This window comes from Pseudomonas sp. NFPP25 (assembly GCF_900116505.1).
Classification (GTDB): Bacteria; Pseudomonadota; Gammaproteobacteria; order Pseudomonadales; family Pseudomonadaceae; genus Aquipseudomonas; species Aquipseudomonas protegens.
Window position 1 is genome coordinate 875,410 of sequence record NZ_FPBG01000003.1, and the last position, 21,188, is coordinate 896,597.

General features: G+C 63.7%; 21 protein-coding genes. 12 read left to right on the top strand and 9 right to left on the bottom strand.

The window, feature by feature from the left end; genetic code table 11:
* The first annotated feature begins 140 nt into the window (after positions 1 to 140).
* The 4 genes from BM382_RS16100 to BM382_RS16115 all read left to right on the top strand — a co-directional run bounded on the left by BM382_RS16100 (position 141) and on the right by BM382_RS16115 (position 3,942).
* On the top strand, positions 141 to 1,262 hold the full coding sequence (locus tag BM382_RS16100; protein ID WP_019093329.1) for a beta-ketoacyl-ACP synthase III: 1,122 nt from the start codon (positions 141 to 143) through the stop codon (positions 1,260 to 1,262).
* 77 nt (positions 1,263 to 1,339) lie between these two features.
* Positions 1,340 to 1,954, top strand: a complete 615-nt coding sequence (locus BM382_RS16105) for an RNA polymerase sigma factor (protein WP_011059871.1) — start codon at positions 1,340 to 1,342, stop codon at positions 1,952 to 1,954.
* Positions 1,948 to 2,181, top strand: coding sequence for an anti-sigma factor family protein (locus tag BM382_RS16110; protein WP_011059872.1), 234 nt, complete (start codon positions 1,948 to 1,950; stop codon positions 2,179 to 2,181). Before BM382_RS16105 ends, BM382_RS16110 begins: the two co-directional genes overlap by 7 nt.
* A 426-nt stretch (positions 2,182 to 2,607) precedes the next feature.
* Complete coding sequence (locus BM382_RS16115; RefSeq protein ID WP_011059873.1) at positions 2,608 to 3,942, top strand: OprO/OprP family phosphate-selective porin; 1,335 nt, start codon at positions 2,608 to 2,610, stop codon at positions 3,940 to 3,942.
* A 104-nt stretch (positions 3,943 to 4,046) separates the two neighbouring features.
* Here the strand turns inward: BM382_RS16115 and BM382_RS16120 are convergent, their stop codons facing one another.
* Positions 4,047 to 4,448, bottom strand: coding sequence for a nuclear transport factor 2 family protein (locus BM382_RS16120; protein ID WP_026019998.1), 402 nt, complete (start codon positions 4,446 to 4,448; stop codon positions 4,047 to 4,049).
* On the bottom strand, positions 4,429 to 5,796 hold the full coding sequence (locus BM382_RS16125) for an MFS transporter (protein ID WP_072443291.1): 1,368 nt from the start codon (positions 5,794 to 5,796) through the stop codon (positions 4,429 to 4,431). Before BM382_RS16125 ends, BM382_RS16120 begins: the two co-directional genes overlap by 20 nt.
* 84 nt (positions 5,797 to 5,880) lie before the next feature.
* Here BM382_RS16125 and BM382_RS16130 point away from each other — a divergent pair, with 84 nt between their 5' ends.
* Positions 5,881 to 6,786, top strand: a complete 906-nt coding sequence (locus tag BM382_RS16130) for a LysR family transcriptional regulator (protein ID WP_072443293.1) — start codon at positions 5,881 to 5,883, stop codon at positions 6,784 to 6,786.
* 75 nt (positions 6,787 to 6,861) lie between these two features.
* Complete coding sequence (locus BM382_RS16135) at positions 6,862 to 7,986, top strand: GNAT family N-acetyltransferase (protein ID WP_072443295.1); 1,125 nt, start codon at positions 6,862 to 6,864, stop codon at positions 7,984 to 7,986.
* Between the two features lie 16 nt (positions 7,987 to 8,002).
* Here the strand turns inward: BM382_RS16135 and aqpZ are convergent, their stop codons facing one another.
* The 5 genes from aqpZ to BM382_RS16160 all read right to left on the bottom strand — a co-directional run bounded on the left by aqpZ (position 8,003) and on the right by BM382_RS16160 (position 13,152).
* Positions 8,003 to 8,701 carry an aquaporin Z gene (gene aqpZ / locus BM382_RS16140; protein ID WP_011059878.1) on the bottom strand — a complete coding sequence of 233 codons (699 nt, stop codon included), beginning with the start codon at positions 8,699 to 8,701 and terminating at the stop codon, positions 8,003 to 8,005.
* 204 nt (positions 8,702 to 8,905) lie between these two features.
* Complete coding sequence (locus BM382_RS16145; RefSeq protein ID WP_053149644.1) at positions 8,906 to 10,738, bottom strand: ABC transporter ATP-binding protein; 1,833 nt, start codon at positions 10,736 to 10,738, stop codon at positions 8,906 to 8,908.
* Positions 10,739 to 10,828: 90 nt separating this feature from the next.
* A complete protein-coding gene (locus tag BM382_RS16150) occupies positions 10,829 to 11,392 on the bottom strand; it encodes a peptidylprolyl isomerase A (RefSeq protein ID WP_011059880.1) in 564 nt (187 codons plus the stop codon).
* 3 nt (positions 11,393 to 11,395) lie between these two features.
* Positions 11,396 to 12,199, bottom strand: a complete 804-nt coding sequence (locus BM382_RS16155) for an alpha/beta fold hydrolase (protein WP_072443297.1) — start codon at positions 12,197 to 12,199, stop codon at positions 11,396 to 11,398.
* A 29-nt stretch (positions 12,200 to 12,228) separates the two neighbouring features.
* The gene (locus BM382_RS16160; RefSeq protein WP_011059882.1) at positions 12,229 to 13,152 is read right to left on the bottom strand and encodes a PA3225 family LysR-type transcriptional regulator; all 924 of its coding nucleotides are present in this window, start codon (positions 13,150 to 13,152) and stop codon (positions 12,229 to 12,231) included.
* 49 nt (positions 13,153 to 13,201) lie between these two features.
* Between BM382_RS16160 and BM382_RS16165 the strand changes: the two genes are divergently transcribed.
* The 3 genes from BM382_RS16165 to BM382_RS16175 all read left to right on the top strand — a co-directional run bounded on the left by BM382_RS16165 (position 13,202) and on the right by BM382_RS16175 (position 15,397).
* Positions 13,202 to 13,516 carry a hypothetical protein gene (locus tag BM382_RS16165; protein ID WP_011059883.1) on the top strand — a complete coding sequence of 105 codons (315 nt, stop codon included), beginning with the start codon at positions 13,202 to 13,204 and terminating at the stop codon, positions 13,514 to 13,516.
* A gap of 158 nt (positions 13,517 to 13,674) precedes the next feature.
* Complete coding sequence (locus BM382_RS16170; RefSeq protein WP_011059884.1) at positions 13,675 to 14,274, top strand: FMN-dependent NADH-azoreductase; 600 nt, start codon at positions 13,675 to 13,677, stop codon at positions 14,272 to 14,274.
* A gap of 259 nt (positions 14,275 to 14,533) precedes the next feature.
* Positions 14,534 to 15,397: a carboxylate/amino acid/amine transporter gene (locus BM382_RS16175; protein WP_011059885.1), complete on the top strand. Its 864-nt coding sequence runs from the start codon at positions 14,534 to 14,536 to the stop codon at positions 15,395 to 15,397.
* An 89-nt stretch (positions 15,398 to 15,486) separates the two neighbouring features.
* Here BM382_RS16175 and BM382_RS16180 read toward each other — a convergent pair whose 3' ends face one another.
* Positions 15,487 to 16,785 carry a mechanosensitive ion channel family protein gene (locus BM382_RS16180; RefSeq protein WP_011059886.1) on the bottom strand — a complete coding sequence of 433 codons (1,299 nt, stop codon included), beginning with the start codon at positions 16,783 to 16,785 and terminating at the stop codon, positions 15,487 to 15,489.
* Positions 16,786 to 16,978: 193 nt separating this feature from the next.
* On the opposite strand from BM382_RS16180, the gene BM382_RS16185 reads away from it, so the two are divergent.
* Positions 16,979 to 18,319, top strand: a complete 1,341-nt coding sequence (locus tag BM382_RS16185) for a DEAD/DEAH box helicase (RefSeq protein ID WP_011059887.1) — start codon at positions 16,979 to 16,981, stop codon at positions 18,317 to 18,319.
* A gap of 61 nt (positions 18,320 to 18,380) precedes the next feature.
* Here BM382_RS16185 and BM382_RS16190 read toward each other — a convergent pair whose 3' ends face one another.
* A complete protein-coding gene (locus BM382_RS16190) occupies positions 18,381 to 18,656 on the bottom strand; it encodes a hypothetical protein (RefSeq protein WP_011059888.1) in 276 nt (91 codons plus the stop codon).
* Between the two features lie 312 nt (positions 18,657 to 18,968).
* Here BM382_RS16190 and BM382_RS16195 point away from each other — a divergent pair, with 312 nt between their 5' ends.
* Together BM382_RS16195 and BM382_RS16200 are read left to right on the top strand one after the other, a co-directional pair.
* Positions 18,969 to 20,711, top strand: coding sequence for a ShlB/FhaC/HecB family hemolysin secretion/activation protein (locus BM382_RS16195; protein WP_072443299.1), 1,743 nt, complete (start codon positions 18,969 to 18,971; stop codon positions 20,709 to 20,711).
* A gap of 27 nt (positions 20,712 to 20,738) precedes the next feature.
* The coding region (locus BM382_RS16200; protein WP_139238030.1) for a two-partner secretion domain-containing protein at positions 20,739 to 21,188 on the top strand (450 nt) is incomplete at its 3' end.

Below are 21,188 nucleotides of genomic sequence, written 5' to 3' on the forward strand. Positions count from 1 at the left end.
CCGGCTTTCTGCATCGCAGGCAGCCTGGGCGGATCGGAATAAAGCGATGCCAGAAACGGCTCCCCTGGCGGGAGTCGTCCCTTTACGGTTTGGCACGTGAGTGCCAATACCTTCTGCCTCAACACATTAGAGGAACGACCGTGCACAACGTCGTCATCAGCGGCACCGGCCTGTTTACCCCGGCCAACAGCATCTCCAACGAAGAGCTGGTGGAATCGTTCAATACCTACGTCCACCAGTTCAACAGTGACAACGCTGCCGCCATCGAGCGCGGCGAAGTGCAGGCCCTGACCGAATCCAACGCTGCCTTCATCGAAAAGGCCTCGGGCATCAAGAGCCGCTTCGTCATGGACAAGGACGGCATCCTCGACCCGCAGCGCATGGCTCCACGCCTGCCGGAACGCTCCAACGACGAATGGTCGGTACTCTGCCAGATGGCCGTGGCCGCCGCCGAGCAAGCCCTGCAGCGGGCCGGCAAGACTGCCGCCGACATCGACGGGGTGATCGTCGCCTGCTCCAACCTGCAGCGCGCCTACCCGGCCATCGCCATCGAAGTCCAGGCCGCACTGGGCATCCAGGGTTTTGGCTTCGACATGAACGTGGCCTGCTCCTCGGCGACCTTCGGCATCCAGGCGGCCTGCAACAGCGTGCAACTGGGCCAGGCCCGGGCGATCCTGATGGTCAACCCGGAAGTCTGCACCGGGCACCTGAACTTCCGTGACCGCGACAGCCACTTCATCTTCGGCGACGCCGCCACCGCGGTGGTCATCGAGCGAGCCGACCTGGCCACCTCCGAGCACCAGTTCGACATCGTCAGCACCAAGCTGCTGACCCAGTTCTCCAATAACATCCGCAACAACTTCGGCTTCCTCAACCGCGCCGCGGAAGAGGGTATCGGTGCCCGCGACAAGCTGTTCGTCCAGGAAGGCCGCAAGGTATTTCGCGATGTATGTCCGATGGTGGCCGAGCTGATCGCTGCGCACCTGGAAGAAAACCAGCTCAACGTCAGCGACGTGAAGCGCTTCTGGCTGCACCAGGCCAACCTCAGCATGAACCACCTGATCGTCAAGAAGCTCCTGGGCCGCGAAGCCTCGGTGGAAGAAGCGCCGGTGATTCTCGACACTTACGCCAACACCAGTTCGGCGGGTTCGGTGATTGCCTTCCACAAGTACCAGGACGACCTGGCCAGCGGTTCCCTGGCCGTGCTCAGCTCCTTTGGCGCCGGTTATTCGATCGGTAGCGTGTTGCTGCGCAAGCGTTGATCCAGGGTTGGGGTGTGGCGTCGGGCGGGATTGGCGCGTCACACCCCCTCAAACCTGCATGATTGAACGAGGCACGAATGGCCGCTGCTGATGACACGCAACTGCTAGAGCGCCTGTTGGCGGGCGAACAAAAGGCTTACAAGGAACTGGTCGGCACCTACCAGAGCGCCATGCGCGCCGTGGCCTACGCCATTGTCGGCAACCGCCACGCCGACGAAGTGGTACAGGACGCCTGGCTGTCGGTGGTGCGCAACCTGGCGGGTTTCCAGGGGCGTTCCAGCCTCAAGACCTGGCTGCTGACCATCACCGCCAACGCGGCCAAGAGCCGCTACAAGCAGAACCGCCGGGAAGTGTTGCTCGACGATCTGCCGGCGCCCCATGGCACCGTGGGTGATGAGCGTTTCTCCTCCAGCGATGGTCACTGGCTGGTGGCGCCTTTCGCCTGGCACGAAGACACCCCGGAAGCCCTGCTGACCGAGTCCGAACTGCGTGACTGCCTGGAGCACACCCTGCTCAGCCTGTCCGAGTTGCAGAGCAGTGTCCTGCTGTTGCGCGAACGCCAGGGCCTGGAGCTGGAAGAGATCTGTAACCTTTTGGGGCTCACGCTCTCCAATGTCCGGGTACTGCTGCACCGGGCGCGTCTGAAGGTCTTCGCCACCGTGGAGCATTTTGAGGAAACCGGCCAATGCTGACCTGCAAGGAACAAGTGGCACGATCCAGCGATTATCTCGATGGCCAGTTGAGCTTTCGCGAGCGCTTGATGGTGCGCCATCATCTGTTGTTCTGCCCCAATTGCCGGCGTTTCATTCGCCAGATGCGCCTGCTCCAGGCCACCTTGCGGGTGCTTCCGGAGCCGCCCCTGGAAGGTCTCGACGAACTGGCCGAGCGTCTGGCCGCCGAGCGCCAGAACCACCGCTGATCCTGCCTCCCCCCATGGCTTGGTAGCCGCTGTCGAGCCCCGGCGAGGCTGCGAAAAGGCCCGCAGGGCCTTGCTTGACGGTCTCCCGTCGAACCTCCAGCGCCCTCAGGATCGCGGCGTCACCTACGGAGCCGTTCGCCGCCTCGCCGGGGCTCGACGGCTACAGACACCACATGAAACTGTCATCCGATCAAAGGTGACAGTGTTCTTGTGTCCCCCTATTCCCCCGCAAAACCCAGGGCAAAGGCTCTAGTACAGGCTTTTTGCCTTATTTCATTTCGAAGTAAAAAAGTTCCCCTGTAATCAAATCTTTATCTATCAGCAACCCGGCTGAAATAACCCCTCGCCAAGATTCCCACCCAACACCAGCGGGCCAACCCCGCGTGTTTTCCAACGCTACAGACCACCAATTAGGGGAACTCTTCGATGATCCGTAAGCACTTCGCCGGTTTTGCCGCCAGCGCCCTGGCCCTGGCAGTAACCGCCCAGGCTTTCGCTGGCACCGTCACCACCGACGGCGCCGATATCGTAGTCAAAACCAAGGGCGGCCTTGAGGTTGCTACCACCGACTCCGCGTTCAGCTTCAAGCTGGGCGGTCGTCTGCAAGCCGACTATGGCCGTTTCGACGGGTTCTACACCAAGAATGGTGACAGCGGCGACGGCGCGTACTTCCGCCGCGCCTATCTGGAATTGGGCGGTACCGCCTACAAGGATTGGAAATACCAGATCAACTACGACTTCTCCCACAACTCGGGCACCGCCGATGACGGTTACTTCGACGAGGCGTCCATCTCCTACGTCGGCTTCAAGCCGGTGACCCTGCGCGCCGGCCGCTTCGACGAAGACTTCGGCCTGGAGAAGGCCACCAGTTCCAAGTGGGTTACCGCCATGGAGCGTAACGCCGCCTACGAGCTGGCCGACTGGGTCAACTCCCACGAGAACGGCATGGGCCTGCAGGCCAGCTCGGTGGTCGCCGACATGGCCTACCTGTCCGGCAGCGTGGCGGCCAAGGACATCAACGACAAGGACGGCGACAGCGTCAAGCAGTTCAACGCCCGTGCCGTGTTCGCCCCGATGCACGAGACCGGCAACGTCCTGCACTTCGGTCTGGACTTTGCCAGCCGTGATGTGAGCGACACCGCTTTCGACTCGCGGATCCGCCCACGCCTGGGCGTGCGTGGTATCGCCACCAACGGCGGCAACGATGCCGGCACCAACGGCAACCGTGCCACCTTCGGCGGCGGTGCCGGCCTCAACGCGTCGAGCCAGACGGCCGTTGGCGCCTATGACAATGACCGGGTGTTCGGCGGTGAATTCGCCTTCGCCACCGGCCCGTTCTCGGCCCAGGCGGAATACCTGACCCGCAAGCTGCAGGCCGACAGCAACGCCTACAAGGACGTCAAGGCCACCGGTTTCTACGGCCAACTGGCCTATACCCTGACCGGCGAGGCCCGGGTGTACAAACTCGACGGCGCCAAGTTCGACACCATCAAGCCCGAGAACAAGCAGTACGGTGCCTGGGAAGTGTTCTACCGCTACGACAACATCAAGGTCGATGACAAGAACGTCGTAGCCGCCACCGCCACCCGTGACGTCGGCGATGCCAAGGCCACCATGAACACCATCGGGGTCAACTGGTACGCCAACGAGGCGATCAAGATTTCCGCCAACTACATCAAGGTCAACACCGACAAGATCACCAACAACGTTGGCGATGACAGCGGCGATGCCCTCGTAGCCCGTGTGCAGTACGTGTTCTAACGCTGTTGCAACACCCAGGTAGAGCTCTTTCTCATCCGTTATAGCTCCTCTCGTTTTAACCCCGCCCCGGCGGGGTTTTTTTTTGCCCGCTGCACGGGCGCCTCTCAAGGGCAGGCGGTTTCGTGCAGGTACAGCCACTGCGCCGCATCGCCCTGCACGCGAATGATCGCCAGGGACAGGCGCGCGCTTTCGACCTGGCCCAGGCGGTGGGTTTCCTTGTAGTGGATCGCCGCGCTCTGGCCTTCCTGCCACACACAGCGCACCTGGCTGATGCTGATTTCCAGACCGGGGCGTTGGCCCAGGCCTTCGCGAAACAGCTGTTCCACCTGCTCGCGGCCGACCATGGCGCCGCCGGTGGTGACCATCTGGAAGTCTTCGGCGAACAGCCCCAGCAAGGGATCGATGCAGGCCTCGGCATCCCCGCGCTGGTTGGTGAAGACGCTGTGAATCAGTTGGTGAATCCAGTGCACGCTGTATTGCGCCTGTCTAGCGATCGAGTTGGGCATGGGAGACCTCGGGTGGTGGGAGTCGGTTCAGGGTCAACAGGGGTAGCAGGCCGGCTGCGGCGGCCAGCAAAAGGCTCAGGTGGTAGGCGCCGGTGACGCCCCGATAACCCAGCAGCAGGTTGTAGAGCATCAACAGCAAGGCCGCGCCGAGGCTGAAGGCCATCTGCCGGTTGATGTTCCAGATCACGCTGGCCTTGTGCGTATCGGCGCCGTCGAAGTCCAGCAGGGCGGTGGTCTGCGCGGTATTGGCACCGGCGCCGCCGCCCAGGCCCATCAGCAGGTAGGCCAGGCTGATCAGGGGCAGATCGGCCAGCGAATCGACCCCGTACAGGCTGGCGATGCCGGCGCTGTGCAGCACCAGGGCGATGGCGAACAGCCGTGCGGCGCCCAGGCGATTGTACAAACGTCCGCAGGCGAGCATCGCCAGCAGTGCGCCGGCGGCATACAGCAGCATGAACATGCCGCTGTGCTGGGCGCTCAGGTGCAGGCTCTCCTGAAGGAAGAACAGGCTCAGCAGATTGACCCCGGTGAAGAGCCCGGGGATCGCGTGATAGATAGCCACCGACAGGCCCAGGCGCGGATTTTTCAGCAGCCGCAGTTCGACGATGGGCCGGGCGCAGGCCCGACAGTGACGCCGGTAGCACTCGGCCAATAGCAGGCCGGCAACCAGGCCCGGTGCGGCCTGATGGGCCGGGTAGCCGCTGCCGTACAGCGACATGCCGAGCAACAGGCAGCCCAGGCTCGCAGTCACCAGCAGCAGGCCGCGCAGGTCCGGGCGCGGCGGTGGCGCCGAGCGCTCGGCGTTGATCCAGCACCAGGACAACAACGCCGCCAGCAGCGACAGCGGCAGGCTGGCGAAGAACACCCAGCGCCAGGAACTGTGGTCGACAATGGCGCCACCCACCGTGGGCGACAGCGCTGGCGCCAGTAGCGCCACGGCCATCACCAGGGTGGAGATCCGCGCCCGTTGCGTGCCCTGGAACAGGTTGAAGGTCAGTGCCTGCCCCAGGGGAATCAGCAGGCCGCCGGCCATGCCCTGGACCAGCCGCCAGAACACCAGTGGCATGAAGCTGTCGGCCAGCCCGCACATCAGCCCGGCAACGCTGAACAGCAGCATCGAGGCGCAGAGCACCTGGCGGTTGCCGAAACGCGCCGCGAGCCAGGTGCTGATGGCGATCACCAGGGTCAGGCCGAGGATGTAGGCATTGGCGACCCAGGCCACGGCGGCGCTGGACACTTGCAGTTGGGCGGCGATAGTGGGCAGGGCCACCGCCGACATGAAAATGTTGACGCAGTCGATGAAGAATCCGAGAAGGAATACCACCGCCACTTTGTATCTGTAAGTCATGCCGTCTCCCTTTTGGCGCGCAGCTTAGGGAGCTTGGGGGCAGGGTGTCGAGGTGCCTATACTTGACGCATTGTTTAATGGGATTTGACAGTGAGCGAAAATTTTCACGGCCAGCTGCACCGGGTACAGACCTTTCTTGCGGTGGTGGACTTCGGCTCATACACCCGCGCCGCGCAGTACCTGGGCATCAGCAAGGCCATGGCCAGCCTGCACATAAAGGCCCTGGAGCAAGCGCTGGCGAGCACCTTGCTGATCCGCACCACGCGGCAGGTGACACTGACCGAGACCGGCCAGGCCCTCTACGACGAGTTCAAGGGGATTGTCGCCAATATCGACACCGCCTTCGACAATGTGCTGCACGGGCGCGACCGGGTCAGTGGCAAGTTGCGCATCAGCTCCACGGCGGAGTATGCCGAGGCGTTCGTGTTGCCGATCCTGCGGTTGTTCACCGCGCGTTATCCCGAGGTGCGCCTGAGTTATCACTTCAACTCGTCGTTGAATGATCTGGTGGCGGAAAAGCTCGACCTGGTGATCCGCCTCGGGCACCTGGCGGACTCGGGGTTCAAGGGGCGCCAGCTGGCGGACTACGCCATTGTCCTGGTGGCCAGCCCGGCGCTGCTCAAGGACCGGCAGGTGACGCAGCCTGAAGAGCTCGATGCCTGGCCCTGGATTGGCAACAGCAACCTGGGTGGGCCGCCGGGCTGGACCTTCAGCCATCCGCGCCGTGGCGAGGTGGAGGTCAAGGTCAGCCCCGGGCACGAGTCCAACTCGGCGACGGCGATTCGCGCCATGGCCCTGGCCGGCCTGGGGCTGGCGGTGCTGCCGGAGTGGATGGTCCTCGATGACCTGGGCAACGGGCGGCTGGTGCGGGTATTGCCCGAGTACCGGCTGGCCACGCAGCCGGTGCATGTGCTGTTTCCCAACAGTGCGCACCTGCCGCGCAAGTCCCGGGTGTTCATCGACTTTCTGGCGGAGCGCCTGGGGCGCTAGCGCTGCGGCGGTTTCGGTGAACCCGGGGATGGAGGATACTCCCCGGGTTGTTCGATCTGAATTCCGGGGACCCCGATGCCGCTGCAATCCTTGAACAGCCTGTCCGCCGTCGATCCTGCGCAATGGGATGGCCTGCTCAAGGACGGGCAGCCCTTTGTGCGCCACGCCTTTCTCAGTGCCCTGGAAGACAGCGGCAGCCTTGGCCCGCGCTCTGGCTGGCAGGCCGAGCACCTGCTGCATGTCGAAGACGGTCGGCTGCTGGCGGCGCTGCCCAGCTATCGCAAATGGCATTCCTACGGCGAATACGTGTTCGATCATGGCTGGGCCGATGCCTGCGACCGGGCCGGAATCGACTACTACCCCAAGCTGCTGACGGCGGTGCCGTTCAGCCCGGTGAGCGGCGCCCGGGTGCTGGCAGCGACCCAGGCAGATGCGCTCGAACTGCTGAAAAGCCTGCCCGGCTACCTGGAGATCGAAGGGCTTTCCAGTGCCCATATCAACTTCACCGACGATTTCAGCGACGCGGCCCTGGAGCAGCAACCGGGCTGGCTGCAGCGCCTGGGCTGCCAGTTTCACTGGCAGAACCGTGGCTACCGGGACTTTCAGGATTTCCTCGATGCCCTGAGCTCGCGCAAGCGCAAGCAGATGCGCAAGGAGCGCGAGCAGGTGGCGGGGCAGGGCATTGATTTCCAGTGGCTCGAAGGCCATGAACTGGACCAGGCGCAGTGGGATTTCGTCTATGCCTGCTACGCCAACACTTACGCAGTGCGGCGCCAGTCACCCTACCTGACCCGAGCATTTTTCAGCCTGCTGGCCGAGCGTATGCCCGAAGCGATCCGCGTGGTCCTGGCCAAGCAGGGCGGGCGCCCGGTGGCCATGGCCTTCAGCCTGGTGGGCGGCGACAGTTTCTATGGGCGCTACTGGGGTTGCCTGGCGGAGTTCGACCGCCTGCATTTCGAGACCTGTTTCTACCAGGGCATGGAGTACGCCATCGCCCAGGGGCTGCAGCGCTTCGACGCCGGCGCCCAGGGCGAGCACAAGCTGATTCGCGGCTTCGAACCGGTGCTCACCCGCTCCTGGCACTACCTGCGCCATTCCGGGCTGAAGGCTGCGGTGAAGGATTTCCTGCAACAGGAACAGGCCGGAATCCGCGCCTATGCGCAAGAGGCGAGGGACGCCTTGCCCTATCGGCAGGCGTGACCCTCGCCAGCGTTGCTCAGCCGTCTTCCTTGCCCAGCCAGCGATAGACCACACCGCCGATCACTGCGCCAAGGATCGGCGCCAGCCAGAACATCCACAGCTGCTGCAACGCCCAGCCGCCGACGATCAGCGCCGGTCCGGTGCTGCGGGCCGGGTTGACCGAGGTGTTGGTGACCGGGATCGAGATCAGGTGGATCAGGGTCAGGGCCAGGCCGATGGCGATGGGCGCCAGCCCCGCCGGGGCGCGTTTGTCGGTGGCGCCGAGGATGATCACCACGAACATCAGGGTCATCACCAACTCACAGACAAAACCCGCGGCCATGGAATAGCCGCCGGGGGAGTGTGCGCCATAGCCGTTGGACGCCAGCCCCGAGGCCAGTTCGAACCCCGGCTTGCCGCTGGCGATGAAGTACAGCAGCGCCGCGGCGATTACCCCGCCGATCACCTGCGCGACGATATAGGCCGGCAGTTCCCTGGCCGGAAAGCGTCCACCCACCACAAGCCCGACGGACACCGCGGGGTTCAAGTGGCAACCGGAGATATGGCCGATGGCGAAGGCCATGGTCAGCACCGTCAGGCCGAAGGCCAGGGCGACCCCGAGCAGGCCGATACCGACGTTGGGAAAGGCCGCCGCCAGCACGGCGCTGCCGCAACCGCCCAGGACCAGCCAGAACGTACCGAGCAATTCGGTGACAGAACGTTTGAACAAAGACATGAGAGAGTCCTTGATAGGTCAACCTATCAACGCGATACAACTGTTATGCATCCCGCAGGTTAACTACAGGTTCCGCTCCGGAACCTAGGCTGAGTACAGCAGGCTTTCGGCGCAATTCCACTCGCCCATGAAAAACGCCAGGGCCCCCTGAAACCGGGGGCTCTGGCGCATTGTGCGGCAACTTTCTGTAGCGGCTACAGAGGCTCAGTCGATGCCGACGAAGCCTCCGGTCTGGTGCTGCCACAGGCGCGCATACAGGCCGCCGTGGGCCAGCAGTTCGGCGTGGGTACCGGTCTCGGCGATGCGCCCCTGTTCCAGGACCACCAGGCGGTCCATGCGGGCGATGGTGGAGAGGCGGTGGGCGATGGCGATCACGGTCTTGCCTTGCATCAGGGTCTCCAGGCTTTCCTGGATCGCCGCTTCCACTTCCGAGTCCAGGGCCGAGGTGGCTTCGTCCATGATCAGGATCGGCGCATCCTTGAGCAGCACCCGGGCAATGGCGATGCGCTGGCGCTGGCCGCCGGACAACTTGACCCCGCGCTCGCCGACATGGGCGTCGAAGCCGGTGCGGCCCTGGGCGTCGGACAACAACGGGATGAACTCGTCGGCACGAGCCTTGCGCACTGCTTCCCAGAGTTCCTCGTCGGTGGCGTCGGGGCGGCCGTAGAGCAGGTTGTCGCGGATCGAGCGGTGCAGCAGCGAGGTGTCCTGGGTGATCATGCCGATGCGTTCGCGCAGGCTTTCCTGGGTTACCCCGGCGATGTCCTGGCCGTCGATGAGGATCTTGCCGCCCTGCAGGTCGTAGAGGCGCAGCAGCAGGTTGACCAGGGTTGATTTGCCGGCCCCGGACGGGCCGATCAGGCCGATCTTCTCCCCCGGGCGGATCTCCAGGTTGAGGTTGCTGATGACCCGGTTGGCCTTGCCGTAGTGGAATTCCACATGTTCGAAACGCACGCCGCCCTGGGCCACCGCCAGCTTCGGTGCCTGCTCGCGGTCGGTGAGTTGCAGGGGCTGGGCGATGGTCTTCAGGCCGTCCTCGACCATGCCGATGTTTTCGAAAATGCCGTTGATCACCCACATGATCCAGCCGGACATGTTGACGATGCGGATCACCAGCCCGGTCGCCAGGGCAATGGCCCCGGCGCTGATCAGCGACTGGCTCCACAGCCACAGGGCCAGGCCGGTGGTGCCGGCGATCAGCAGGCCGTTGAGGCTGGTGATGGTCACGTCCATGGCGGTGACCACGCGCCCGGCCAGCTGGCTCTTTTCGGTCTGCTCGGCGATCGCCTCGCGGGCGTAGCTCTGCTCGAAGTGGGTGTGGGCGAAGAGCTTGAGGGTGGTGATGTTGGTGTAGCCGTCGACGATTCGCCCCATCAGCTTGGAGCGGGCGTCGGAGGCGTCCACCGAGCGCTTCTGGATGCGTGGCACGAAGTAGCGCATGGCACCGATGAAGCCGGCGATCCACAGCAGCAGCGGGATCATCAGGCGCCAGTCGGCGTCGGCGAACAGCACCAGGGAACCGATGGCGTAGATGGTCACGTGCCACAGGGCATCGATCACCTGCACCGAGGAGTCCTGCAGCGAATAGCCGGTCTGCATGATGCGCTGGGCGATGCGCCCGGCGAAGTCGTTCTGGAAGAAGTTCAGGCTCTGGCGCAGCACGTAGCTGTGGTTCTGCCAGCGGATCAGGCTGGTCATGCCAGGGTTGATGGTCTGGTGCATCAGGAGGTCGTGCAGGCCCACCATCAGGGGCCGGAACAGCAGCGCCACCACCGCCATCCAGGCCAGTTCCAGGCCGTGGTCGGTGAACACCTGGACGCTGGGGGTGCCCTGGGCCAGGTCGATGATGGTGCTCAGGTAGCTGAACAGCGACACCTCGATCAGGGCCACGAACAGGCCCACCACCAGCAGGGCGACGAAGCTCGGCCAGACTTGCTTGATGTAGTGGAAGTAGAAGGGCAGGACCCGGTTGGGCGGGGTGGCGCTGGGAGCGTCGCGGAAGATGTCGATCAGTTGTTCAAAACGACGAAAGAGCATGGGGTCTGAAGCCCGGGGTACGGGCTCTCCTGTGCAGAAAACGGACGGGGCGCCGGGTAGGGCGCCGCCGTCGGGACAGGCTGCGAAGTATCAGTCGATACGCTTGGCCGACTTGATCAGTACCGGGTCGATCGGCACGTTCTGCATGCCCTGCTTGGTGGTGGTCTGGGAGTTGACGATCTGGTCCACCACGTCCATGCCGCTCACCACCTTGGCGAATACGGCGTAGCCGGCATCGCGGCCCGGGTCGAGGAAGGCGTTGTCGGCGACGTTGATGAAGAACTGGCTGGTGGCCGAGTTGGGGTTGGAGGTGCGGGCCATGGACAGGGTGCCACGCACGTTATGCAGGCCGTTGGAGGCTTCGTTCTTGATCGGGTCGCGGGTGTCTTTCTGCACCATCTGCGCGGTGAAGCCACCGCCCTGGACCATGAACCCCGGGATCACCCGGTGGAAGATGGTGTTGGTGTAGAAGCCGCTGTCGACGTAGTCGAGGAAGTTCTTGCTGGAGATCGGTGCCTTGACCGGGTCCAGTTCCACTTCGATCTTGCCGAAGCTGGTGTCCAGCAGGACGTGGGGCGCCTTGGCCGGTTGCGCGGCCATCAGGTTGGCCGCGAAGAGTACGGAGCCGGCGACGAGGGCGATTTTTTTCAGCATGGGTCAGTGATCCTGGGTGGTGGTGTCGACTGTGGTCATGAAGTCCAGCAGGGTTTGGTTGAAGCGCTGCGGCTGGTCCAGCGGCGTGGCGTGTCGGGAGTCCTCGATCACCACCAGCCGCGCGTCCGGCAGCAGTTTGACATAAGCCTCCTTGAGCGCCACCGGGGTGTAGTCGCGGTCGGCGCTGACGACCAGGGTTGGACAGGTGATTCGCGACAGACGTTCCTGAACCCCCCAACCGACGATGGCGTCGAAGCTGGCGAGATAAGCACGTTTGTCGTTTTTTGCCCAGCGCTCGGCCATCTTCTGCCGCAGCTCGCCCTGCTCCGGCTTGGGAAACAGCCGCGGGCCCAGGGCCTTGCCGATGGCGCTCGGGCTCAGCACCCGGGCCAGGCTCCAGCGCTTGAACCACTGCCAGTAGTCGTTGGCGCTGCGCAGCTTGACCTCGGGGCCGCTGTTGACGATGCACAGGCTCTTGAGCAACTGCGGCTGGTCCACCCCCAGCTGGAAGCCGATCATGCCGCCCATGGACAGCCCGACGTAGTGGGCCGGGCCCAGGTTCAGGTGCTCGATCAGCGCCACGATGTCGGCGGTGAAGCCTTTGATGCTGTAGCGCTCCCGGGGCTTGTCGGAGCGCCCGTGGCCGCGGATGTCCGGGACGATCAGCCGATAGCGGGTCGAGAGCGCGGGGATCTGTTTTTCCCAGTCCAGGGCGCTGGAGCCCAGGCCATGGACCAGCAGCAGGGGGTCGCCCCGGCCGTATTCCTCGTAGTGCAGGGTGCAACCTTCATGCTCGAAATAGGCCATGGCAGAACTCCTGTTCTGGTGGGGTGGCGTCAGGCTTGCTCGGGGGCGGCAAAGGGCGCATCCAGGGGCGCGGTGTCGAAGGTGCGCAGCAGCTCCACGAGGATCTGCGTCGCCGGGCCCAGGGGTTTGTCCTTGTTGGAGTAAAGGTAGAAGGTCGGGTGGCGGCTGCCGCCCTGGTCCAGGGGCAGGACCTTGAGCAGGCCTTCGCGCAGCTCGCGCTCGATCAGGTGCCGGGGCAGCCAGGCAAAGCCCAGGCCGCTGCCGACGAAGGTCGCGGCGGTGGCCAGGCTGCCCACGGTCCAGCGCTGTTCGGCGCCGAGCCAGCCGACATCGCGCGGTTGCTGGCGGCCGGAGTCGCGGATCACCACTTGCAGCTGGCTTTCCAGGTCCTGGAAGTGCAGTTCCCGCTGCAGGCGGTGCAGGGCGTGTTCCGGGTGGGCCACGGCGACGAACTCCACCGAGCTCATCTCGGTACCCAGGTAGCCGGGAATGTTGAAGCCGCTGATGGCCAGGTCGGCCACCCCTTCGAGCAGCACTTCCTCGACCCCGGACAGCACTTCCTCGCGCAGGCGCACACGGCAGCCACGGCTTTGCGGCATGAAGGCGGTCAGGGCGCGTACCAGGCGCGCGTTGGGGTAGGCAGCGTCCACCACCAGCCGCACTTCGGCTTCCCAGCCCTGTTCCATATGGTGGGCCAGGTCTTCCAGCTGGCTGGCCTGCTTGACCAGTTGCCGGGAGCGGCGCAGCAACACGCCGCCGGCTTCGGTGAGCACTGCCTTGCGGCCGTCGATGCGCAGCAGCGGCACGCCGAGCTGGTCCTGCATGCGGGCCACGGTGTAGCTGACCGAGGACTGGGACCGGTGCAGCGCTTCGGCGGCCTGGGCGAAACCGCCGTGGTCGACCACCGCCTGCAGGGTGCGCCATTGATCCAGGGTCACGCGGGGCGCTTTCATGAGGGGCTCCTCTTGTCCTAAGCTGGCGCTCCTTACTGGAGACTGCCGAATGAGAAAATTCTGTTGTGTGTTGCTGGCTCTGTTGCCCTTGAGCGCCTGGGCCTATCCCATCGAAGTCGAGAAGCAGCTCAACGGCCAGAGCATCGATTACACGGCCTATGACACCGATGAAGACATCGGCTCCATCCAGTTGAACAACTACGGCAAGAGCGATGCGCTGTGCTCGGTGGTGTTTCGCAATGGCCCCGAAGCGCCGCGCACCCGCAAGGTGGAAGTCGCCGCAGGGCAGAGCAAGAACGTTACCGCCAAGTTCAATCGCAAGATCATCAAGCTGCGCCTGGACCTGACCTGCCAGGCCAAATGATCGAAGTGGGCCCGGCCCGGCCGGTTGCTGCAGGGCTGGCTCCGCTTATAAACGAATTTGTTGATTGGTTATAGCAGTTATTTGCGCTTTTTCATCGATATCACTCTGTTTAATCTGCGCTCCATCGACTTACGCATACCCCGATGGAGATTTGTGCCATGTCCCGCGTCCTGATCATTGAAAGCAGTGCCCGCCAGCAGGATTCCGTATCCCGCCAGTTGACCCAGACCTTTATCCAGCAATGGCAAGCCGCCCACCCGGGTGATTCGATCACGGTACGCGACCTGGCCCGCAACCCGGTGCCGCACCTGGATGCCAACCTGCTGGGGGGCTGGATGAAACCCGCCGAGCAGCGCAGCGCCGCCGAGCAGGACTCCCTGCAACGCTCCAATGAATTGACCGAGGAATTGCTGGCCGCCGACGTCCTGGTCATGGCCGCGCCGATGTACAACTTCGCCATTCCCAGCACCCTCAAGGCCTGGCTCGACCACGTACTGCGCGCCGGGGTGACCTTCAAGTACACCGACACCGGGCCCCAGGGCCTGCTCACTGGCAAGCGTGCCTACGTGCTCACTGCCCGCGGCGGTATCTACGCCGGCAGCACTGCGGACCACCAGGAACCCTACCTGCGCCAGGTGATGGGCTTTATCGGCATCCACGATGTGGAGTTCATCCACGCCGAAGGCCTGAACCTGGGGGGCGATTTCCACGAGAAGGGCCTGAACCAGGCCAATGCCAAGCTGGCCCAGGTGGCCTGAGCCGCGATTCTTGAGCCCAGGCGCCGCTCAGCGAAGGGCAGGGCGGCGCCGTTAATCCGCAGATAATCCACCGGTGTTCAAGTAGCGCCTGCGCATCCCCCTTCAAGCCGGTTCGCGCATCGAACCTCCCTTTGTACTGGTTGCTCCTTCAGTACCGACGCCCGATTGCACGCCTAGCGAGATCGGGCTTTTTTTTGCCCGGGATTTCATCTGAGGGGGCAAAACCGCTATCGTCGCCGCCATTCAAGACGAGGCGAACATGGGCTATCTACTTTTTGTCACGCTGATCCAGGCGTTTTCCTTCAGCCTGATCGGCGAATACCTGGCCGGGCATGTCGACAGTTACTTCGCGGTGCTGGTGCGGGTGCTGCTGGCGGGGCTGGTGTTCATTCCACTGACCCGCTGGCGCCGGGTGGCCCCGGCCTTCATGCGCGGCATGCTGCTGATCGGTGCGCTGCAGTTCGGCATCACCTACGTGTGCCTGTACCTGAGCTTTCGCGTGCTGACGGTGCCGGAAGTACTGCTGTTCACCATCCTCACGCCGTTGCATGTGACCCTGATCGAAGACGCCCTGAACCGGCGCTTCAACCCCTGGGGCCTGCTGGCGGCGCTGGTGGCGGTGGCAGGCGCGGTGGTGATCCGCTACGACAGCGTCAACCCGGACTTCTTCATGGGGTTCTTGCTGCTGCAACTGGCCAACTTCACCTATGCCGCCGGGCAAGTGCTGTACAAGCATCTGGTGGCGCGCTACCCCAGCGACGAGCCGCACTACCGGCGCTTCGGCTACTTCTACCTGGGGGCGCTGCTGGTGGTGTTGCCGGCGTTCCTGCTGTTCGGCAAGGCCCACTACCTGCCCGACGCGCCGCTGCAATGGGCGGTGCTGCTGTTCCTCGGCCTGGTGTCCACGGCCCTGGGCATGTACTGGTGGAACAAGGGCGCGTGCCTGGTTACCGGCGCCACCCTGGCGGTGATGAACAACCTGCATGTGCCGGTGGGGCTGTTGATCAACCTGCTGATCTGGAACCAGCACGAAGACCTGGGGCGGCTGTTGCTGGGCGGGTTGGTGATTCTGGGGGCGGTGTGGATCAGCCGCCGGGGCGCGGCGCCGCGCCTGACGCCCTAACCTGTAGGAGCCGGCTTGCCGGCGAAAGGGCCCGCAAGCGTTGCGTCTGGCCGGCCAACGCCTTCGCTGGCAAGCCAGCTCCTACCAGGTTACAGAGCCTGCTTCTCTACTGTCGGCACATGGCTGGCACCCAGCACCGCAGGCAGCAGGCCGGCCCGCAGGTCGGTGCCGCTGGGCTGCTGGTACAGGTTCAGGCCGAATTCCGGCATCACCGCCAGCAGGTAATCGAAGATATCCCCCTGGATGCGCTCGTAATCCACCCACGCGGTGGTGCGGGTGAAGCAGTAGATCTCCAGGGGAATGCCCTGGGCCGTGGTCTGCATCTGGCGCACCATGCAGGTCATGTTCGGCTGGATTTCCGGGTGGCTCTTCAGGTACGCCAGGGCATAGGCGCGAAAGGTGCCGATATTGGTCATGCGCCGGCGGTTGGCCGACAGCGCGGCGACGTTGCCCTGGGCTTCGTTCCAGCTTTTGAGCTCGGACTGCTTGCGCCCGATGTAGTCGGTGAGCAGGCGCACCTTGCTCAGGCGCACTTCTTCGTCGTCATGCAGGAAGCGCACGCCGCTGGCGTCGATGTACAGGCTGCGCTTGATCCGCCGGCCGCCGGACTGCTGCATGCCGCGCCAGTTCTTGAACGATTCGCTCATCAACCGCCAGGTGGGGATCGAGACAATGGTCTTGTCGAAGTTCTGCACCTTGACCGTGTGCAGGGTGATGTCCACCACGTCGCCGTCAGCGCCGACCTGGGGCATTTCGATCCAGTCGCCGACCCGCAGCATGTCGTTGCTGGTCAACTGTACGCTGGCCACGAAGGACAGCAGGGTGTCCTTGTAGACCAACAGGATCACCGCCGACATGGCGCCCAGGCCCGACAGCAGCAACAGCGGCGAGCGGTCGATCAGGGTGGCGACGATGATGATCGCGCCAAACACGTACAACACCATTTTCGCCAACTGCACATAGCCCTTGATCGAGCGGGTGCGGGCGTGTTCGGTGCGCGCGTAGATGTCCAGCAGGGCATTGAGCAGGGCGCTCAGGGCCAGGAGCTGGAACAGGATGGTGAAGGCCATGGCCAGGTTGCCGAGGAACAGCAGGCTGGTCTTGCTCAGCTCCGGTACCAGGTGCAGGCCGAACTGGATCACCAGGGATGGAGTCATCTGTGCCAGGCGGTGGAATACCTTGTTGTGGCGCAGGTCGTTGAGCCAGTGCAGGGCCGGCTGGCGGCCCAGCAGCTTGACCGCGTGCAGCACCAGGTAGCGTGCCACTCGTCCGACCAGCAGGGCGACCACCAGTAACAGGGCCAGGCCGATGCCGGCGTGCAGGAGAGGGTGTTGGTCGAGTGCTCCCCAGAGATCCTGGGTATTGAGCCAGAGCTGTTTGAAATCCATGGGCTAAAACGATTCTTCTATAAGGCACAGGAGGGGGATTAGAGCATTTAACCCTGGGAAAGTTACGGTTAAGGACAAATCGGTTAACAAAAAACCAACTCTTTGCCACCGTTTGCACAAAGAAACTCGGCCTTCGCGCTCGAAACCGGTACCCTATGCAGCTGTTTTTTTGCATATCTTCGAGGTAGCACCCGTGTTTTCCCAATTCGCCCTGCACGAACGCCTGCTCAAAGCCGTGGCCGAGCTTAAATTTGTCGAGCCGACGCCGGTGCAAGCAGCGGCTATTCCGCTCGCGCTGCAAGGGCGTGACCTGCGGGTGACGGCACAGACCGGTAGCGGCAAGACCGCGGCTTTTGTCCTGCCGATCCTCAATCGCCTGATCGGCCCGGCGAAGATCCGCGTCAGCATCAAGACCCTGATCCTGCTGCCGACTCGGGAGCTGGCCCAGCAGACCCTCAAGGAAGTCGAGCGTTTCTCCCAGTTCACCTTCATCAAGTCGGGCCTGATCACCGGTGGTGAAGACTTCAAGGTCCAGGCTGCCATGCTGCGCAAGGTGCCGGACATCCTCATCGGCACTCCGGGGCGCATGCTGGAGCAACTCAACGCCGGCAACCTGGACTTGAAGGAAGTCGAAGTGCTGGTGCTCGACGAAGCCGACCGCATGCTCGACATGGGCTTTGCCGAAGACGTACAGCGCCTGGTGGACGAATGCCCGAACCGCCAGCAGACCATGCTGTTCTCCGCCACCACTGGCGGCTCCGGCCTGCGGGAAATGGTCGCCAAGGTCCTCAACAACCCTGAGCACCTGCAACTCAACAGCGTCAGCCAGCTGAACGAAACCACCCGTCAGCAGATCATCACTGCCGACCACAACCAGCACAAAGAACAGATCGTCAACTGGCTGCTGGCCAACGAGACCTACCAGAAGGCCATCGTCTTCACCAACACCCGAGCCATGGCCGACCGCATCTACGGCCGCCTGGTGGCCCAGGACTACAAGGCTTTCGTCCTGCACGGTGAAAAGGACCAGAAGGACCGCAAGCTGGCCATCGACCGCCTGAAGCAGGGCGGGGTGAAGATCCTCGTGGCCACTGACGTCGCTGCCCGCGGCCTGGACGTTGACGGCCTGGACCTGGTGATCAACTTCGACATGCCGCGCAGCGGCGACGAATACGTGCACCGCATCGGCCGCACCGGCCGTGCCGGCAACGATGGCCTGGCCATCTCGCTGATCTGCCACGGCGACTGGAACCTGATGTCGAGCATCGAGCGCTACCTCAAGCAGAGCTTCGAGCGCCGCACCATCAAGGAAGTCAAAGGCACCTACAGCGGGCCGAAGAAGGTCAAGGCCTCCGGCAAGGCGGTGGGCGTGAAGAAGAAAAAGACCGACGCCAAGGGCGACAAGAAAAAGGCCGTGGCCAAGGCCCCGACCAAGCGCAAGACCGCCAACCGGCCCAAGAGCGACAGCCTGGTCAGCCAGGATGGCCTGGCGCCGCTCAAGCGCCGCAAGCCACAGGCCCCCGCCGCTGAATAAGCCTGGCGCCTGATGCAGATGAAAAGCCCGGACCTGGTCCGGGCTTTTTGCTTTGCGGGTGTCAGCTCTCGGCCTTTTTCTCGGCAGTGGCCAGTTCCTTGAGCCGCTGGTCGATCAACTGGCAATTGTCCGGCAGGTCCTTGCTGGAGGTGCTCAGGTCCATCTTCTGCAGTTCGGCGTTGATCTCCTTGGCCTTGGCCGGGTTCTGCTCGGTGATCTTGCTGACTTCCTGGGCCAGCTGTTCGCGCTTGGCGGTGGCTTCGTCCGGGGTGCAGGCCCAGGTGGGCAGGGCGAACAGCAGGCTGCTGGCGAGGGTAAGAATGCTCAGGTTCTTCATGGCGTAGGCCTCGTGATTCGGAACGGGCAGTCATCCGGTTGAGGCAGCGGAGGCAGGGAAAGTTCAGTTGGATTGAGCCGGTGGCCGCGGCTTTGATTGCCGTGCCTGATCAGGAATTCTTACTCGGCAATTCAGATGGATCTGATTTGCCGGCGTCGCCGATAGCTCTAGCATCCGGCCTTGTAGCAGGGCGCGTGCCCCGCAAAACCAGCCATCCATCGACGATGCTCGCGCTTAATTGACGTCAGAATGGTGGCACATTAACATCGCGCGCCCTTTCTCTACCCTTGCTGCCGTTTCGAAGGACCGAATATGTCTCTCTCCACCCTCGGGATGAGGTTGTGCTGTGCCTTGTCCTGCTTGCTGCTGGTCACTGCGCTGCCCAGCGCCACTGCCGCGCCGTTGCCGGGCCCGGCTTTCAACCCCGGCGACCAGGACCTGATCCGCGACCGCCAGAACCGCCTGCTGGAAGAACAGCAGCGGCGCCTCGAAGAACTCAAGGACCTGCCCGGCAAGAGCGCCGCGCCTGTAGCGCCCACGGCGCCGGCCGACAGCCGCTGCTTCCCGATCAAGGACATCCAGCTCAAGGGCGCCGACTCGCTATCGGCTGCCGAGCGCGAGCGCCTGCTCCAGCCCTACATCGGCCAGTGCCTGGGGGTAGCGCAGCTCAATGCACTGCTCAAGGTCATCACCGACCGCTATATCGAAAAAGGCCTGGTCACCAGCCGTGCCTACCTGCCGCAGCAAGACCTCTCCAGCGGCCAACTGCAAGTGCTGGTGGTGGAGGGCAAGCTCGAAGGGCTCAAGGCCGCCGAAGACAGCAAGCTCAGTGCCCGTGAGCTGAACATGGCCTTCCCCGGCAGTAGCGGTGAGCTGCTCAACCTACGGCAGATCGAACAGATGGTGGACCAGCTCAACCGCCTGCCGTCGAACCAGGCGCAGATGGAACTGGCCCCGGGCCAGGCCGTGGGCGGCAGCGAGGTCTTGGTCAAGAACAACGCGCAAAAGCCCTGGCGCGTTGGCCTATCACGCAGCAACGAGGGCCAGAAGAGCACCGGCGAGCAGCAGTGGGGCAGCTCCTTCGAATGGGACAGCCCCCTGGGGCTGGCCGACCAACTGGTGCTGCGCGGCGGCCACGACGCCATCAGCGACCACCAGAAAACCTCGCGCAACGCCATGCTCTATTACAACCTGCCGTTTGGCTGGTGGAACCTCAGCTACAGCTACAGCCAGAGCGAATACCGTTCCCTGGCCCAGGGCCAGGGCTTCAACTTCAAGCAGACCGGCGACAGCCAGAATCACCAGTTGCGCCTGGAGCGGGTGATCCATCGCGACGCCCTCAGCAAAACCTCGCTCAATACCGGCCTGAGCTACCTGCGCACCAACAACTACATCGAAGACAGCAAACTGAGCAACAGCAGCAACCGCCTCAGCGAGGCGCAGTTCGGCATCAACCATGGCCGGCGCATCGGCAGCGGTTTTCTCAACCTCGACCTGGGGCTGCAGGACGGCATCGGCGCCTTCGATGCGCAGCGTGAAAACCAGCGCGACCGTTTCGGCAACCGCCAGGCCAACGCCCGTTATCGCAAGTACAGCGCCACCGCCAGCTACCTGCAGCCGTTCAAGCTGGGGGAAGAATCCCTGGTGTTCAGCAGCCTGGTCACCGGCCAGCGCAGCGAGGACGTGCTGTTCAGTTCGCAACGCATGAGCCTGGGCAGCCAGTCCTCGATCCGCGGCTACAAGGACCAGAGCCTGAACGGCGACAGCGGCTACTACTGGCGCAACGACCTGCGCTGGACTCGTCCGGTGGGCTGGGACTGGCTGCGTCCGGTGTTCGCCGAATACGGCACGGGGCTGGGCTATGACTTCGGCGCGATCCGCAACGACCGCTACAACGCCGAGCAGCATGGCCGGGTCTCCAGCGACTCCATCGAATTCTTCGCCCGGGGCAAGCACCTTGCCGCCAGCGTGACCTTTGCCCATTCCCTCGAACGGCCCGAAGCCCTGAGTGAACGGGAAGCCCCGATCTATTTCCGCCTGGACCTGTTCCTTTAACTCCGCTCTTTGCCCGAGATATACGACATGGACGCTCGTCAGTTCGCCTTTCTGGCCCGCCAGCCTTCCGCCACCCTGCAAGCGCGGGATACGTTCTGGGGGCTGTCCAAACGCGGTCTGGCGTTCATCCTGGCTAACGTGATGTTCTGGCAGCCCGTGGTGGCGATGGCCGACGGCATCGTGGTCAACGGCAGCGGCACAACACTGGGTCAGGCGGGCAATGGCGTGCCCATCGTCAACATTGCCACGCCCAATGGCAGCGGCCTGTCGCACAACAAGTTCAGCGACTACAACGTCGGCCAGCAGGGGCTGATCCTCAACAACGCCACCGGCCGCACCCAGGAAACCCAACTGGGCGGAATCATTCTCGGCAACTCCAACCTGGGCGGCCGCGCGGCCAATGTGATCCTCAACGAGGTCAACGGCGGCAGCCCCAGCCAGCTCAAGGGCTACACCGAAGTGGCCGGGCAAGCGGCC